This window comes from Campylobacter sp. CFSAN093260 (assembly GCF_012890095.1).
Classification (GTDB): domain Bacteria; phylum Campylobacterota; class Campylobacteria; order Campylobacterales; family Campylobacteraceae; genus Campylobacter_D; species Campylobacter_D jejuni.
The window spans coordinates 918,272-933,694 of the sequence record NZ_CP040618.1 but is presented as its reverse complement, the minus strand read 5'-3'; the positions used below and the strand labels follow the sequence as shown (position 1 = coordinate 933,694).

The following is a 15,423-nucleotide window of genomic DNA, read 5'->3' as shown; positions in this document are numbered from 1 at the left end:
AATAATTAAATTAAAAAAAATAATTAAAGATAATAAATATCTTATTTTTTTATGTTATATTTTAATAAATATCTAAAAAGGATTTTAATATGGAAAAATCACTTTTATTTCATTTTAGACGCATTGGAGTTGAATTTATCATTTTTAGTGTTTATGCTGTTTTTAGTATCTCTTGGGCAGCAACAGGGTCTTTAATGCCTTTGATTTCAAACGATCTTGCCCTAAATACTCAGCAAGCTACTTTAATCACTAGCATGATAGTGGTTGCGAAAATTTTTGGTGCTTCATTTACTGCTTTTTTGGTTTATAAATTCGGATTAAAAAAGGGATATTTTTTAGGCTGTATTTTAATGAGTTCGGGTATATTTTTAAGTTTTGTAGATAGTTATAGTGGTATTTTGATTATAAGATTTTTAACAGGGCTTGGTTCAGCTTGTGCTTTAGTTTGCTTAGTGCCTATTGCACAGCAATGGTTCGAAAAAAAGCTTTACATTTTGTAATTAGTTTTAACATAACTTCAAATTTAGTAGGCATTACCCTAGGACTTGTTTTAGCTGAAAGCATCTCAAATTATTTTGGAAATTGGAGAGATTCTTTATCATTTTATGCTTGGATTAATTTGATTTTATTGATTTTGTGGCTTTTTGTAGGTAAAGATGAGAATAAAAAAGAAGAAAAAAAGAATAATGCAAAAGATCTTATTTATGCTCTAAAATCTCGTGTTACTTGGGGTATGATTATTTTTTACATAGGGCCTATTTTATTTTTAAATTCTCTTTTTACTTTTTTACCAACTTTTTATGCACAATATGCAGGTTTTAGTAAAGAATTAGCTGATTTTGCTAAAAAAGAAATTCCAGCCTTGGCTAATTTTGCTATTATTTTTGGTCCTTATCTTGGATTATTTTTTAAAAGAAAAAATATTTCTTTTAAAATAATGCTATTGTCTGGAGGAGCGTGTATTTTTATATGCGGATTTTGTATGTTATTTTTACAAAATTTAGTATTGATACAGATTTTTGCTGTGTTATCAGGCATTTTTTATTCTATGTAGTTTCCATTTTTCTTTAATTTACCTTCAGAACTAAAAAATTCCAATCCAAATCAAACTGCTTATATTATGAGTGCTTTTTGGAGTATTACCTTTGTTATACTATCATTTAATCTATGGGTAGTATCTTGGAGTGTTGATAAAACCCATAGTTTTACTTTGGGTTTTGTTTATATTTTTGCTTTGATTTTTATTTCAGCGATCTTAGCACAATTTGTTTTACCTAGAAGAGAAAAATTTATACAAGGAGAAAAATAGAATGAATTTAATTCCAGAAATACTAGACTTACAAGGCGAATTTGAAAAAATTCGTCATCAAATTCATGAAAATCCTGAGCTTGGTTTTGATGAATTATGTACTGCAAAATTAGTGGCGCAAAAATTAAAAGAATTTGGTTATGAGGTTTATGAGGAAATAGGAAAAACAGGCGTTGTGGGGGTTTTAAAAAAGGGAAATAGCGATAAAAAAATAGGACTTCGTGCAGATATGGATGCTTTGCCTTTACAAGAATGCACAAATTTGCCTTATAAAAGCAAAAAAGAAAATGTAATGCATGCTTGTGGTCATGATGGACATACTACTTCTTTATTGCTTGCTGCAAAATATTTAGCAAGTCAGAATTTTAATGGCGCTCTAAATCTTTATTTTCAACCTGCTGAAGAGGGTTTGGGTGGTGCTAAGGCAATGATAGAAGATGGATTGTTTGAAAAATTTGATAGTGATTATGTTTTTGGATGGCACAATATGCCTTTTGGTAGCGATAAGAAATTTTATCTTAAAAAAGGTGCGATGATGGCTTCTTCGGATAGTTATAGTATTGAAGTTATTGGAAGGGGTGGTCATGGAAGTGCTCCAGAAAAGGCAAAAGATCCTATTTATGCTGCTTCTTTGCTTATTGTGGCTTTACAAAGCATAGTATCTCGCAATGTTGATCCTCAAAATTCAGCAGTTGTAAGCATAGGAGCTTTTAATGCAGGACATGCTTTTAATATCATTCCAGATATTGCAACGATTAAAATGAGTGTTAGAGCATTAGATAATGAAACTAGAAAGCTAACTGAAGAAAAAATTTATAAAATTTGTAAAGGTATTGCGCAGGCTAATGATATAGAGATTAAAATCAATAAAAATGTTGTTGCACCAGTGACTATGAATAACGATGAAGCTGTGGATTTTGCTAGTGAGGTTGCAAAAGAATTATTTGGCGAAAAAAATTGTGAATTTAATCATCGTCCTTTAATGGCAAGTGAGGATTTTGGATTTTTTTGCGAAATGAAAAAATGTGCCTATGCTTTTTTAGAAAATGAAAACGACATTTATTTACATAATTCTAGTTATGTTTTTAATGATAAGCTTTTAGCTAGGGCTGCAAGTTATTATGCGAAGCTAGCTTTAAAATACTTAAAATAAAAACTAATCTAGAATTTCAAGCACAATTTCTTCCTTTAAACCTTTGATTTGAATTTCTTTGAGTTTTAGGTTTGAAGGAAGGTTTGCTAAAAGCTCTTTATTGTTTTTTACTTGGTTTTTTGCACTTATGGAGAGTAAAATTCCCCTATAAGCTTTAGCAAAATGACTGATGACTTTATCATTTTTTACAAATTTATAAGTATAAAATTTCTTTTTTGGGGTGTAGAATTTATCATAAAATCCTGCTCTAAGGTCAAGTATTTCTTCATTTTCTAAGTATTCATCTAAGGCTTTACTAAAATGTTCTTTATAAAATTTTTCTATGGCAAAATTTCCTATTTTAGCCCCTTGCTTGAATTTATAAAAGGGTAGGGTATCATTAGCTCTTACAATGCCAAAAAGATTAGAAAATATAAGAGTATTTTCTAAAATATAAGCTTGACTTTTTTTATCTAAAGCTTTAAAATTAAGATATTCATAACTTACCCCAGTATAAAGCAATATAGCTTCTTGGGTGGGAGCTTGTTTTAAGTCGTGTTTAAATTTATCAATTTCATTTTCATTTTTAATGCCAAAAAGTTCTTGTAAATTCTGTAAACTTGCGTTTTTGATAAATTCTTCATAATGCTTTAAAGCTTCCATTCTATAAGGAAATAATTCTTTAAATATAAATGAGTTTTCATTGATAGGATTTTTTACGCAATTTTCATTTTTACTTTCGCTAGGGGAGAATAAAATTTTCATTTTAGCCTTTTTTGTTAATATTATGAAAACATTAAGAGCAAAGAATTTAATCTTGCTTTTAATGTTTTTGAAGTTTTTATCATTTTAAAATTTAAAATGACGCTCCGCCCATTAACATAGAAAACATGATAAATGGAAGTATAATTTTTAACGCTTCTGTGGCGTCTTGATTGTTGATGCTTAGTTTTTCTATGCTGTCGATTCCCTGTGTGCTATAGTCACTAACAGGGATGTTTTTAAATTTTAAATCAAGATTGAGTTTATAATCATCATTTTGAGTGATATTGTTTAAAATAGCTAAAGCTTTATCAAAGATTAATGCTTGTTCTTCATTTTGACTTTGAGCTTTTAAGGTTTGTAAATTTTCCTTAGCAGTTGCTATATAGCTACTAAATACGCCTTCGGTTTTAAGAGTTGAATCAATTTTAAAATTATTTAAGATGATGTATTTTTGGATTGTATTGCTAAAATCTGAAGCTTGTTCGTAGTTTGCTATATTAAGAAGTTCATTGATAGCTTGTTTATCCATAACTAAAGTTTGAGTGTTAAATTTTATACCCTTAGAATCAAGGTAATTAAGCAAATCTTCTTTTAGATTTATATTTAGATTTGTATTGAAATTTAATTTTGCGTTATAAAATTTTATATCAAGATTATCTAGATAATTGTTTTCTTGTTTGTTTATGGAGTTATCAAATGATAAAGTATAAGAATCCGAGCTTAATTTATTGATAAAAGAGCTGATTTTTGGATCTTGTTGAAATAAGCTTGCATTGATGTCACTAACAACTTTTTCTCCAAGTTTAAAATCTTCAAAAACCAAATTTGATTGTATGCTTTTTTGGTTTTTAAAAAGATCGTTGTAATATTCTTTAATGCTAATTGATGCATTTGCTTTGCCTTTGTAAATTTCATTTGAGCGAATTTTGATATTTTTTGCTTGAAATAGTTCTTGATACTCATCGTTATTATCTTTTGTAAGAGTTTTAAAATTTGGACTTAAACACGCTATAAAATCACCATCTGCATTGCATTTAAAATCAGAAAATTCAATCTTTATTCCAGAATCCTGAGAAAGGCTTGCAATTTCTTGTTTAACTGTTTGATTTAGTTGATTTTCATATTTTTTAACTGTTTTTTCATCTATGGAATTTCCGCAAGCTGAAAACAAAACAGCTATTCCAATAGAGAGAAAAATACCTTTTTTCATAGTTTTCTCCTTAAAAATTTAAAAAAAGATTATATCTTTTTTTACTTAAAATTTAAACAATGCTAAAAGAGAGTGTGAGATTAATTACATTTTTACACATAGGAAAATCTTTTTAGTTTGTTTCAAATGCATTATTTATAATTTTAAGTATAATTAACTTTGCAATTATTATATATTTTTGCAATAGCTTTAAGCTTATTTTTAAAGAAAGGAAATGTATGAAAAAAATACTTCTAAGTGTTTTAACGGCCTTTGTTGCAGTAGTATTGGCTGCTTGTGGAGGAAATTCTGACTCTAAAACTTTAAATTCTCTTGATAAGATCAAGCAAAATGGAGTTGTTAGGATTGGGGTATTTGGCGATAAACCACCTTTTGGTTATGTGGATGAAAAAGGAAACAATCAAGGCTATGATATAGCTTTAGCTAAACGCATAGCAAAAGAACTTTTTGGCGATGAAAATAAGGTGCAATTTGTTCTTGTTGAAGCTGCAAATAGGGTTGAGTTTTTAAAATCAAATAAAGTAGATATTATTTTGGCTAATTTTACTCAAACTCCAGAAAGAGCCGAGCAGGTTGATTTTTGCTTGCCTTATATGAAGGTAGCTTTAGGCGTAGCTGTACCAAAGGATAGTAATATAACTAGCGTAGAAGATTTAAAAGATAAAACCTTGCTTTTAAACAAAGGCACAACAGCAGATGCTTATTTTACGCAAAATTATCCTAATATTAAAACTTTAAAATATGATCAAAATACCGAAACCTTTGCCGCTTTGATGGATAAAAGAGGCGATGCTTTAAGTCATGATAATACCTTACTTTTTGCTTGGGTGAAAGATCATCCTGATTTTAAAATGGGTATTAAAGAGTTAGGTAACAAAGATGTTATCGCACCAGCGGTTAAAAAAGGCGATAAAGAACTTAAAGAATTTATCGATAATTTGATCATCAAACTAGGCCAAGAGCAGTTTTTTCACAAGGCTTATGATGAAACTTTAAAAGCTCATTTTGGAGATGATGTTAAGGCCGATGATGTAGTGATTGAAGGTGGAAAAATTTAATAAAGGGCTTTTTGCCCTTTAGTTGATTTAGGATAAAATATGCAAAAAAAATACAAAAATATTATTTATGCTTCTTTGGGTGGAATTTTAGAATTTTATGATTTTGTGCTTTTTGCCTTTTTTTTGGATATTTTTGCTAAGGTATCCTTTCCGCAAAATGATGCTTTTTGGATGCAGATAAATGCTTATATAGCCTTTGGTGCTGCTTATTTAGCGCGTCCTTTTGGTTCTATTGTGATGGCACATTTTGCTGATAGATATGGAAGAAAGAATATTTTTTATATTTCTATGCTTTTGATGGTTTTGCCTAGTTTTGCTTTAGCTTTTTTGCCAAGTTATGAAAGTATAGGTATATTTGCTACTTTGATTTTATTTACTATACGCATTTTGCAAGGTTTAGCCGTTGGAACTGAGGTGAGCGGAGCTTGGATTTATGTGAGCGAATTTGTCAAAGGGCGTCAAATTCCTTTAGCTCTTGGTTTTATTTCAGCGACTTTAACCATAGGTTTATTGCTAGGAAATATTGCCACTTTAGGCATAAGATCTTATTTTACCCCAGAAGAAGTTCAAAGCTATGCTTGGAGAATTCCTTTTATCATAGGAGGATTTTTTGGAATTTTAGCTTTGTTTTTAAGAAATAAACTCAGCGAAACTCCAGAATTTATAAAAGTTCAAAATGAAAAGAAAATTTTAAGTTTTCCATTGTTCGAAGCTTTAAAAACTCATAAAATGAGTATGCTTGTTTGTTTTTTAATGACCATGGTTTTAACAAGCGGTGTGGCAACTTTGATGATTTTACCTAAGTATTTTGAAAGTCTTTTAGCTATGAGTAAAACTTCTGCTTTATGGGTGCAAAATTTTGCTATTTTAGCGGTGATTTTTGGAGCTTTATTTCAAGGTTTTTTAGCAAGCAAATGGGGAAGCTATAGGATTTGTTTTATTTTTAGTATAGCTTTTATTATTTTTGGTGTGCTTTTTAGTTTTTATGATGAGAATTTTTTATTTTATTTTTTACTGGCTTGTTTTGCACAAGGTATTATTACTTTCGCGCCTGTTTTTATGACGCAAATTTTTAAAAGTGAACTGAAATTTAGCGGGCTTAGTTTTGCTTATAATATTTCTTATGCGATTTTAGGTTTTTTAACCCCTTTTATAGTTAATGCTTTTTATAAAGAGTATTTGGGTATTTATCTTGCTATAGTGGGATCTTGTTCCTTGCTTTGCGTGTTTTTGTTAAAACGCGTTTTTGCAAGAAGCAAGATTAAAGAATTAAGCATTGTCTTTTAAAACTTCAAAAACAACCTTAGATATTTTTTCAACTGAAGCGATTTCACAATGCTCATCAGTTGAATGAGGATTATAGATATTTGGGCCTATAGAAGCGCATAAAAGCTCTTGTTTTTTCTCTATAATGCCACACTCAAGCCCTGCATGGATAGCTGAAACTTTGGCATTAGGCGATACTTTTTTAAGCGCTTTAAAAACCATGTCGCTAAGTGCGTTTGGTTTGCCTTCCCAAGGTGGATAGAAATTAAAACTTCTTACTTTAAAATCAAAAGCCTTGAAAAATTCTAAAGTTTCAAATTCTACTTGCTTAAGTCCATCAAGTATATTAGATCTTGCAAAAAGTGCGAATTTGATTTGGTTATCTTGCATTCTTAAAGTAGCTAGGTTAATGCTTGTTTGAACTATATCTAGATTTTCATCATAAGCTCTAACTCCATGAGTGAAAGAATTTATAAGGCTTAAAAGTTTTTTACTTTGATCGCAAATTTCAAATTCGCCTTCTTCTTTAAATTCACATTTTATCCAGTTATTACTCTTTACTTCATCTTTAAAATGCACTAAAGCTTTGGCGTGTTTAGGTATAGAATTGATTCTTTCTCCGCCTTCAAAAGAAATGATTTCTCCTTCATTTTCTTGTATGAATTTAGCCATTTCTTTGATGGAACTTTTTTCATTGCGTATGATATTTATGCCTGAGTGTCCACCTTTAAAATTTTGCGCACAAAGCTCATAAATTTTACCCTTTTTTCTAAGGGTATTAAAAGACAAACTTACTTCTATATCTACTCCACCTGCACAGCCTATCATGATCTCATCATCGCTTTCATGATCTAAATTTAAAAGCATTTTAGATTCTAAAGTGTGCTCGAGTGAATTCACTCCCATGAGTCCTACTTCTTCATCATTTGTAAAAAGACATTCTAAATTTTCAAATTCAGCCATAGCACTCATCATGATGGCTATACCTATGCCATTATCTGCACCAAGACTTGAATTTTTGGCTCTTAAAAAGCCATTTTCTTCATAAACTTCTAAGTTCGGTGCATCGCCCATACAGACCATATCATAATGGCTTTGTAGACAAATTTTTGGTTTGCCTTTTATGGCATGGATATTTCCTGCCTTATCTACACTCACCTTAAAGCCTTTATCTTTGGCGTAAGAGCTTAAAAATTCTTTCATTTGTTCTGTTTCATAACTGCAATGAGGAATTTTGCATAATTGTTTAAAATTTTCTATAACATTTTGCATTTTATCTCCTTTGTTTTGATAAAATTATGGCATATTTTTTAAAATTTAAAGGCAAAATGATTAAAAAATGAGAATAAATTATAAAAAATTATTTAATCTAAGAAAATTATTAAGTGATCCAAAAAAACTTTTTTCTGTATTAATCTTCACTCTTGTAGTTGTTTTTATCCAGAACTATATTGCCCAAAATTCTAGTTTTGAAGGAAAAGTAGTTAGAATTATTGATGGAGATACTATAGAAGTTAATCATGAAAACAAACTCGCTAGAATAAGATTTTTTGGTATAGATGCACCAGAACTTAAACAAAGTTTTGGAAAGCAGTCAAAAGAAGCTTTAAGTAGAATTTTAAGTGGCAAACAAGTTGAAATTATTTATAAAAATAAAGATACTTATGGTAGAATTGTTGCTATTGTAAAGCTTAATGATGTTGATATTAATCGATTTTTGGTAAGCAAAGGCTATGCTTGGGCTGATACTTACTATAGTAACGCTTATACCAAAGAACAAGAAAATGCTAAGAAAAATCATTTAGGTCTTTGGAAAGAGAGTAATCCTATAGAGCCTTATAAATGGAGAAAACACAATAAATTCTAAGGAAAAACATGAAAAAATATACTTTAATGGTGCTATTAGCTTTAGGAATTTCTGGATGTTTTGTAAATGAAAGAGGGATTTCAAATCGTTTTTATGATGATTGTAAAGAGTATTATGATGGAAGTGGAACTTATCATAAGGATTGCCCAAAAAATTGGGTAGATATTAAAATGACTCCTTGATTATTTTCCACCCACAGAGGCCATTAATGCAGCTGCTACAGCTTCTGGATTGTTGATTTTGGCACCTTGTTCTTGATTTTCTGTAGGTTTAACAGTGTTAAGTGGCGGACGCTTGAGTTTAAATATATGCTCATCGGTGCTAACAACTTGTATCGTTCCTTCAAACATTTTAACTTCTTTAACATGTCCAACCACTTTTACATCTCTTTTTTTGGAGGTTTCGTCAAAAAGTGCATGAGCTTCAAGTTCTAAAACATCGCCTAATTTAAGCGGAGCATAAAAAAAACACTTTGATCCAATAATCACTGAAAATTCTTTATTGATAGAGGCTTGTGCTACATAGTTTGCCGCAGTGAAAATAAAGGCATCAAAAATCAATCCTTGATCATCTGCTATCATTTCGCTTGTGGTTATTAAAATTGATTTGGCATAGTTTTTATCAATTTCTATAATGGTTCCAGCAAGCGAGGTGTTTAATTCAGGACAAGTGAGTAATTCTGCTCTAACGCGAGATATATCTTCTGCAGATGCGTATTCTTCAAGTTGTGCATATTCTTCAAAATTATCTTTTTTTGCCATATCTAACCTTTAAATTCTACTTATCTACTTCAAAATATCTAATTTTCAATATCGGTAAAAAATAAAAAGAATTTATATTTTAATGCGTATATAAACTCTTTTGGGTGCTTCATAGCCTTCAATGGTAAGATTTTTATCCTTTGGATCTAAGAAATTTTCCAGCGAAAAAGAGTCTATCCATTCTGTTTTTCTTTGTTCGTTTTCATCGGTTTTTTTTGTAGCCAAAACTTCAAATTCTTTAAATCCTGCTCTTTCACACCAGTTTTTTAATGCACTAATGCTTGGTACAAAATAAATATTTGGAATTTTAGAATAAGTTTTATTAGGCACAAGAGCGATTTCTCTCTCATCTTCTATATACATGGTATCTAAAAAAACAACTCCATTTTTATTAAGTCCTGCTTTTAAATCTTTTAGCATTTTTATAGGATCACTTCTATGATAAATCACCCCAAGACAGAAAATCACATCAAATTTCAAGCCATAGCTTGGAAGATCTTCTACGCCTAAAAGTTCGTATTTTATAGGAGTTTTAGCTAAAGCGTTAATGAGTTCAAATTGCAAACGGTATTTGATAGAAGGATCAAAACCTATGAGTTTTGCAGGATTAAATTCAAGCATTTTAAACATATAATAACCATTATTACAGCCTATATCAGCAACGCATTTTTGAGAAATTTCGTTCATGAAAGGCTTTAGAATGTTGAATTTAATAAAACTTTGCCATTCTGTATCGATGAAAAGATCGTCTATTTTAAAAGGACCTTTTCTCCATGGTTTAAGTTCTTTTGCTATAGCTAAGATTTCATCTTTGGCTTGAGAATTTGTAGATAAATTTACACTATCATCTAAAGAAAAATTACAAGCAAGATTGAGAGCTTTAAGTTCTTGAATTTTAGCGTATAAAGGGTGATTTAGAAATTGTTTTTCAAGTAAATTTTCTTGCATTTTTATCCTTGACATTTGCTTTTAATGCTAAATTATAACATTAAAAGCTTTTATGGCAATATAAATTATATGCATTAAATATTTGATCAAAAATAACTCAAAAATACTTTCTAAAGATTACATAAGCTTTAGAACTATAATCATCATCTAGCTTATACTTCTTTAAAGCTCTAGCTAAATCAAGCTTGACATAAAAATTCCCTGTTTTATTATAAAGCAGTTGTAAACCATAAGCATCCATATAGTTTGTATAAGAATCATTCTCATACCAAGAATAACTTATATCATAAAAAGGAGTAATATAAAAATCTTTTAAAGGAGTAGCCATTCTAAGTCCAAAGCTGGCCACTACAGCATTATCTCCTTCTCCATCTCCATTATTATAAGCCCTTACTCCATAAGGACCTCCTAAAGATATGGTTTCACTACTATCTAATGTAGATCCATTGATAACTTGTTGATAATTTAAACTAAAAAGATGAGTAAAGGTATCATTAAGGAAATAAGCATTGTTAAGATTGACATTGAGTTTAGCAAATTTTCCAAATTCTACTCCACCTACTTTGCTTGTTCCTATACCTACTATAGTCATACCTTCATCTTTAACATTACCATAGCTTATTAGCACTATAAGAAAAACTATCATTACCAATACCATTATAAACTCCTTCTATACCAAAGCTTATTGTATCAGAGCTTTTATCAAAAGTTAAAATATCAAATTTAGAATCACGAAGCTTTTTATGATAATAACTTGAAGTTAAATAAAAAGAATTATAAGTCGTAATCCCCAAAGGATATTTTAAATTTATACCTAGATTTTCAGAAATTCCTATAAAGTCAAATTCTCTCCAAATTCCCCATAAAGCATAGTTTCCTTTAGAATAGCTTCGAGTGATTTTTAAATTCCCCAAGAAAGTAGTATAATTTATACCATAGTTAGTTTGTGCTTCATCGCTTCTTTGCAAGTAAGCATTAGACTATCTCCTTGATGAGCTATGTTATTAAAACTCATGCTAGTACCACCCCTATATCTGCCTGATTCTTTTATACCGTAATTATCCCCATAAAACAATACAGAAACAAAGCTATCACTAGGGGTGGTTTCTATCACTATATCTGTGTCACCTAGATTATCTCCTGCTTTTAAAGAAGCAAGAGTTTGTATCCCATACATTTCATTGACTTTATAAACTGCATCTTCTACTAATTTAGTAGTGATGATTTCGCCTTTTATGATTAGGTAATTTACTTTCTATAGCATAATCTCTTACACTAGAATTGTTTTGAACCACATATTTACCTAAAACACCTAAGGTGATATTGATTTGAATTTGATCTTTTAATTCTTGTTGTGGGATATAAGCTGTAGCAGCAGGATAACCACTAACTTGAACATAATAAGAAATAATATTGGCTATATCTTGTAAGTCTTGAACTGAAATACTTTCTTTTTTGTAATCGTTTAAGGCTTCTTGTAAAACTTGCTCATCTAAACCTAGATCTTTAAAGTTTATGTTTTTATTGGTAATATGAAAGCTAAAGCTAACTTTATGAATTGATTCTTCTTTAGAAGTATTTTTTAAAGAAGGAGTGTTTGAATTTGGGGTTTTAGTTTTTAAAGTATTATCATTAGACAAATTAGGTTGATTTTTTTGAGTGTTGTTATTATCTTTTTGAGTGTTTTTCTTTGTGTTGATGGTTTTTGAATTATTATTATCACTAGTATTAGAATGATCTATGATAATCACTCCATCTTTTACTTTTAAAGTGTTGTTGTAGTTTTTTAAGTTAGCATCTTCTTTATAAGGAGATTGTTCTAACATTTGTATGGTTTTTTTATTATCTTTAGTATCGCTAGCATAAAGGCTTAAGATAGCTAAACTAGATAGTAAGATAATGCGTTTCATTTGTGTTTTTCCTTTTTAATGATTTCATAAGAGCTTGTTTTATAGATTTAGTTTTTAATCTTTTTTATTTTTTGCTTTTTCTGTTTTTATTTTTTCTTTCTTTTTATCTTTTTATTTTTCTTTATTTTTTATATTTGTTTGATTGATTATCAATCTTTTTTGATTTTTAATCTTTAAATTTTGTTTTATTAATTTTTAACAAGATCCAAAAGGCTTTTAACCTTTTGGAATTTAATTATCTTGAGCAAGGATTTCCTGCTTTAAAATTATCTGATACTATACAAGCATTACCACTTAATTGAGTGCTGGCTTCATCTACTGTAGGTTCTTTATCATCTTCATCTTGTTTTAAAACACTTTTATCCATTTGAGTAAGTAAAGCTTCAGAGAAAGGAAGTGGAGCATTTGCTTCAGGATTGCTTGTATCTCCACCTTCATTATTTGGCTTATCTAAAACAGAATCTAAAGAAGCTAGTTTAGTATCAAATTCTCCTTTGATGCTAAAATGATTATTACTTTGAGATAAGGCTTGTGTTTTATAAGATTTTAAAGTATCATCAAATTTATAAGTATCAAGATATCCTTGTGCTTTAGCATAAAGATCATTTACTTTGTTTTTAAGTGAAATAAATTCCGCATCTTTAGAACTTGCTGCACCTTGATTGATTAAAGCTACGTAAGCATTGTAAGCATCAATGGCTTTATCAAGATCTTCTTTGGTGTTTTGATATTTACAAGATTGTTTACATTTCTTATGAGTGCTTGTATGTTTGTTTTTGCTTGAAGGATATTTTTAATTTCTGTTACACCTTTATTTTGAAGATAAGTATTTGTAAAATCACTTCCTAAAGCTTCCATGAAATCAAAGCTTTGATTTAGGGTATTGATATCATTGCTATCTATATGCACATTCATAGGATTGTCATTGACATTAATCCGAGAATCTACATTAGCATCTGCTAAAATACTATTAATGACATCTTTATCAATATCATCTTGAGAGATTTTATTGTTAGTTTCACTGGTAACCAGTTTTTGGTTAGCATTTGGGTTGATATCAGGAGCTTCTACTGTAAAATCTGTAGTAAGGATAAGATTTCCATTTTTATCTTTTTTTATATCTTTTAATTTGTCTAAAACTACATTTAGCTTGTTCGATATAACTGTGAATATTAATTTTACCATCTTGACCTGCATCATCAAAGCCAGAAACTAGATTCCAAAAACTATTATCAACATATTTATTAGAATCTGTAAAATCAGTATTATATTTGTATATATGGATGTTATCGGGTTTATTTAATTTATTTGCATTAAGAGCAACAAACAATCTAACACTACCATCTGAACCATCTGAAATAATTTCTGTATTTTTATTTAAAAATATATAGATATTGGAGAAAGTTGTATAACCTGAGATATTTCTAAGATATCCTATAAATCCCCCTACATAGGTTCCCAATTTACTATTACCACTCATATTTCCTATATTATTTAAGCTAATATTTATAAATTTATCATCATCTCCAACTTCTCCAGCAAATCCACCTATATAATCACCACCGTCAATATTGCCTATATTATTCAAACTAATATTTGTAAAAGTACCATAGGTATTCCCAGTAAATCCACCTGCATTATAACCATTTGATTTTATACCGCCACCCTTATAATCTACAGTTAAATCTTTTATTACACTATTATTACTATTATCGTCACCTATATAACCAAACAACCCTGCATTATTTATATCATTTCTTACTGTCGTATCTATATTAATATTACTTAAAGTATGACCATTGCCATTAAAATTTGCATAAAAAACATGACTATCATCTTTCCCTGCTATCATATTCACACCTTGAAGCTCACTATTTTCTGCTACATTGAAATTTGCATAATTTTGTCCTGTGCAAACTCCTTCTGAGTTACAATTTGCCCCAAAGTCAATATCAGAAATCAGATCAAAGGTATCCACAGATTTCATACCTGTTTTACCTTCATTTATCCCCTTTGCGAAATAAGCCCAGTCTTCTACATTGGCTATAGTGGTTTTTTTAGTCATTTGAATTGTTTGTAAATAGTTCGTTGAACCATTGTAGTTTTGAGCTTGAACTCTGCTATCAAGATTGTTCGTATTGTTTTTATAAACATCTGTAGTTGATTGTCCTAAAGTAGCTGCAGTTTGAGCTGATACGATAATACTATTTGCATTTTTAATGCTTCCTACATTAACCTTAACCTTATCTCCTACAAATTGGACTTTACCATTATCTTGGAGATTGAAATTTCCCACTCCATCTGCACCTACATTGCCCACCTCATTCCCAATAATTAAAACATCATTAGCCTTGATATTTCCCATATTAATCACATTGCCTTTATTGGCTGTAAATTTAGGAGAGAACACAGGACTTTCAAAGGTACTTCTATCTGCAAATTCTTGCATCGCTTTGCTATCTATACTTGAAGTAGACACTCCAAATTTATTTGCATTGATAGTTCCACTTTTGCCTATAACCACACCATTAGGATTAATAAGATAAACATTATTACCTGTAGCATTAAGTAAACCATCTATTGTAGAACTTTTGGTTCCATAAGCAATGTTTAGGTAGTTTTGGTTAGTTTTTCCTTGTCCAAAATTTACAGTTTCACCCTTAGCTATATTAAAACCACCACCCCATTGGATAACAGAATTTACTTTATTACCTGTAATATTCATGGTATTACCATTTACATTTATAGTTCCACTTGTTCCATGAGTGAACTTACCCCCACTTGGTAAAGCATAGCTTTGGGAGAAAAGTAAAGAACTTACAACAATTGATAAAACGATTTTATTGTTTTTCATGGTTTATCCTTTCTTGGTTTGGTTTAGTTCTAAGAACTTATCTTTGTTTTTCTTTTTTTCTTTTTTTATCTGTTTGTTTTATTTTTTCTTTTTAAAAACAAAAATAAGTTCTTAATCCTAGATTTCTCTAGGATTATTAATTGTTGATAACTTTGATTTGTTATTGTTTTTATTGTCCATCCTTATTTACTTTATCTTTGCGTAAATGCTTTTACCATCTTGGGATATTCTTACTTCATAAGAAAGTTTTTGTAAATTCATCTTTTTTAATCTATCTATAGAACTTAGTTTAAAATCTTCTTTGTTTTTTTGCATTTTTTCAATAAAGCTTTGAAGTTCTTCT

The 15,423-nt window shown here is 29.6% G+C and carries 16 protein-coding genes and 1 pseudogene; 8 read left to right on the top strand and 9 right to left on the bottom strand.

The window, feature by feature from the left end; translation table 11 throughout:
• Positions 1-89 precede the first annotated feature (89 nt).
• The 4 genes from FBF22_RS04795 to FBF22_RS04780 all read left to right on the top strand — a co-directional run bounded on the left by FBF22_RS04795 (position 90) and on the right by FBF22_RS04780 (position 2,462).
• On the top strand, positions 90-500 hold the full coding sequence (locus tag FBF22_RS04795) for an MFS transporter (protein WP_021034299.1): 411 nt from the start codon (positions 90-92) through the stop codon (positions 498-500).
• On the top strand, positions 470-1,054 hold the full coding sequence (locus tag FBF22_RS04790; RefSeq protein ID WP_021034298.1) for an MFS transporter: 585 nt from the start codon (positions 470-472) through the stop codon (positions 1,052-1,054). The genes FBF22_RS04795 and FBF22_RS04790 overlap by 31 nt, the downstream gene beginning before the upstream one ends.
• Positions 1,055-1,120: 66 nt before the next feature.
• Positions 1,121-1,309 carry a hypothetical protein gene (locus tag FBF22_RS04785; RefSeq protein ID WP_002853344.1) on the top strand — a complete coding sequence of 63 codons (189 nt, stop codon included), beginning with the start codon at positions 1,121-1,123 and terminating at the stop codon, positions 1,307-1,309.
• A gap of 1 nt (position 1,310) precedes the next feature.
• On the top strand, positions 1,311-2,462 hold the full coding sequence (locus FBF22_RS04780; RefSeq protein ID WP_002853394.1) for a M20 aminoacylase family protein: 1,152 nt from the start codon (positions 1,311-1,313) through the stop codon (positions 2,460-2,462).
• A gap of 3 nt (positions 2,463-2,465) precedes the next feature.
• Here the strand turns inward: FBF22_RS04780 and FBF22_RS04775 are convergent, their stop codons facing one another.
• Together FBF22_RS04775 and jlpA are read right to left on the bottom strand one after the other, a co-directional pair.
• Positions 2,466-3,206: a YaaA family protein gene (locus tag FBF22_RS04775; protein ID WP_002885179.1), complete on the bottom strand. Its 741-nt coding sequence runs from the start codon at positions 3,204-3,206 to the stop codon at positions 2,466-2,468.
• 91 nt (positions 3,207-3,297) lie between these two features.
• Complete coding sequence (jlpA, locus tag FBF22_RS04770) at positions 3,298-4,416, bottom strand: lipoprotein adhesin JlpA (protein WP_010891898.1); 1,119 nt, start codon at positions 4,414-4,416, stop codon at positions 3,298-3,300.
• A gap of 218 nt (positions 4,417-4,634) precedes the next feature.
• On the opposite strand from jlpA, the gene FBF22_RS04765 reads away from it, so the two are divergent.
• A complete protein-coding gene (locus FBF22_RS04765; protein ID WP_002885181.1) occupies positions 4,635-5,474 on the top strand; it encodes a cysteine ABC transporter substrate-binding protein in 840 nt (279 codons plus the stop codon).
• Between the two features lie 39 nt (positions 5,475-5,513).
• Entirely contained in the window at positions 5,514-6,761 is a 1,248-nt protein-coding gene (locus FBF22_RS04760; protein ID WP_002885182.1) for an MFS transporter, read from the top strand.
• Here the strand turns inward: FBF22_RS04760 and FBF22_RS04755 are convergent.
• Positions 6,744-8,012 carry a M20/M25/M40 family metallo-hydrolase gene (locus FBF22_RS04755; RefSeq protein WP_002885183.1) on the bottom strand — a complete coding sequence of 423 codons (1,269 nt, stop codon included), beginning with the start codon at positions 8,010-8,012 and terminating at the stop codon, positions 6,744-6,746. The genes FBF22_RS04760 and FBF22_RS04755 overlap by 18 nt on opposite strands.
• 67 nt (positions 8,013-8,079) lie before the next feature.
• On the opposite strand from FBF22_RS04755, the gene FBF22_RS04750 reads away from it, so the two are divergent.
• On the top strand, positions 8,080-8,607 hold the full coding sequence (locus tag FBF22_RS04750) for a thermonuclease family protein (RefSeq protein ID WP_002853671.1): 528 nt from the start codon (positions 8,080-8,082) through the stop codon (positions 8,605-8,607).
• Positions 8,608-8,615: 8 nt separating this feature from the next.
• The gene (locus tag FBF22_RS04745) at positions 8,616-8,789 is read left to right on the top strand and encodes a hypothetical protein (protein WP_002853638.1); all 174 of its coding nucleotides are present in this window, start codon (positions 8,616-8,618) and stop codon (positions 8,787-8,789) included.
• On the opposite strand, the gene FBF22_RS04740 is transcribed toward FBF22_RS04745, so the two are convergent.
• From FBF22_RS04740 to FBF22_RS08550, 6 genes and pseudogenes are all read right to left on the bottom strand, one after another.
• Entirely contained in the window at positions 8,790-9,368 is a 579-nt protein-coding gene (locus FBF22_RS04740) for a PaaI family thioesterase (RefSeq protein ID WP_002885184.1), read from the bottom strand.
• 72 nt (positions 9,369-9,440) lie between these two features.
• The gene (gene cmoB / locus FBF22_RS04735; RefSeq protein WP_002859209.1) at positions 9,441-10,331 is read right to left on the bottom strand and encodes a tRNA 5-methoxyuridine(34)/uridine 5-oxyacetic acid(34) synthase CmoB; all 891 of its coding nucleotides are present in this window, start codon (positions 10,329-10,331) and stop codon (positions 9,441-9,443) included.
• A gap of 82 nt (positions 10,332-10,413) precedes the next feature.
• Positions 10,414-12,142: pseudogene (locus FBF22_RS04730) on the bottom strand (ShlB/FhaC/HecB family hemolysin secretion/activation protein).
• Between the two features lie 319 nt (positions 12,143-12,461).
• Positions 12,462-12,593: a hypothetical protein gene (locus FBF22_RS08625; RefSeq protein WP_002885185.1), complete on the bottom strand. Its 132-nt coding sequence runs from the start codon at positions 12,591-12,593 to the stop codon at positions 12,462-12,464.
• 305 nt (positions 12,594-12,898) lie between these two features.
• Positions 12,899-13,411 (bottom strand): hypothetical protein, encoded by a 513-nt coding sequence (locus FBF22_RS04725; RefSeq protein ID WP_002885186.1) that lies wholly within the window; start codon positions 13,409-13,411, stop codon positions 12,899-12,901.
• Positions 13,332-15,080, bottom strand: a complete 1,749-nt coding sequence (locus FBF22_RS08550; RefSeq protein WP_002885188.1) for a filamentous hemagglutinin N-terminal domain-containing protein — start codon at positions 15,078-15,080, stop codon at positions 13,332-13,334. The genes FBF22_RS04725 and FBF22_RS08550 overlap by 80 nt, the downstream gene beginning before the upstream one ends.
• Positions 15,081-15,423 lie beyond the last annotated feature (343 nt).

Excerpts from the sequence above, each read along its gene's own strand:
- FBF22_RS04725 (WP_002885186.1), bottom strand. The coding sequence starts at position 13,411 with ATGGTAAAATTAATATTCACAGTTATATCGAACAAGCTAAATGTAGTT.
- FBF22_RS04750 (WP_002853671.1), top strand. The coding sequence starts at position 8,080 with ATGAGAATAAATTATAAAAAATTATTTAATCTAAGAAAATTATTAAGT.
- jlpA (WP_010891898.1), bottom strand. The coding sequence starts at position 4,416 with ATGAAAAAAGGTATTTTTCTCTCTATTGGAATAGCTGTTTTGTTTTCA.
- FBF22_RS04790 (WP_021034298.1), top strand. The coding sequence starts at position 470 with ATGGTTCGAAAAAAAGCTTTACATTTTGTAATTAGTTTTAACATAACT.
- FBF22_RS04775 (WP_002885179.1), bottom strand. The coding sequence starts at position 3,206 with ATGAAAATTTTATTCTCCCCTAGCGAAAGTAAAAATGAAAATTGCGTA.
- FBF22_RS04795 (WP_021034299.1), top strand. The coding sequence starts at position 90 with ATGGAAAAATCACTTTTATTTCATTTTAGACGCATTGGAGTTGAATTT.
- FBF22_RS04745 (WP_002853638.1), top strand. The coding sequence starts at position 8,616 with ATGAAAAAATATACTTTAATGGTGCTATTAGCTTTAGGAATTTCTGGA.
- cmoB (WP_002859209.1), bottom strand. The coding sequence starts at position 10,331 with ATGTCAAGGATAAAAATGCAAGAAAATTTACTTGAAAAACAATTTCTA.
- FBF22_RS04780 (WP_002853394.1), top strand. The coding sequence starts at position 1,311 with ATGAATTTAATTCCAGAAATACTAGACTTACAAGGCGAATTTGAAAAA.
- FBF22_RS04740 (WP_002885184.1), bottom strand. The coding sequence starts at position 9,368 with ATGGCAAAAAAAGATAATTTTGAAGAATATGCACAACTTGAAGAATAC.
- FBF22_RS04760 (WP_002885182.1), top strand. The coding sequence starts at position 5,514 with ATGCAAAAAAAATACAAAAATATTATTTATGCTTCTTTGGGTGGAATT.
- FBF22_RS04765 (WP_002885181.1), top strand. The coding sequence starts at position 4,635 with ATGAAAAAAATACTTCTAAGTGTTTTAACGGCCTTTGTTGCAGTAGTA.
- FBF22_RS04755 (WP_002885183.1), bottom strand. The coding sequence starts at position 8,012 with ATGCAAAATGTTATAGAAAATTTTAAACAATTATGCAAAATTCCTCAT.
- FBF22_RS04785 (WP_002853344.1), top strand. The coding sequence starts at position 1,121 with ATGAGTGCTTTTTGGAGTATTACCTTTGTTATACTATCATTTAATCTA.
- FBF22_RS08625 (WP_002885185.1), bottom strand. The coding sequence starts at position 12,593 with ATGGATAAAAGTGTTTTAAAACAAGATGAAGATGATAAAGAACCTACA.
- FBF22_RS08550 (WP_002885188.1), bottom strand. The coding sequence starts at position 15,080 with ATGAAAAACAATAAAATCGTTTTATCAATTGTTGTAAGTTCTTTACTT.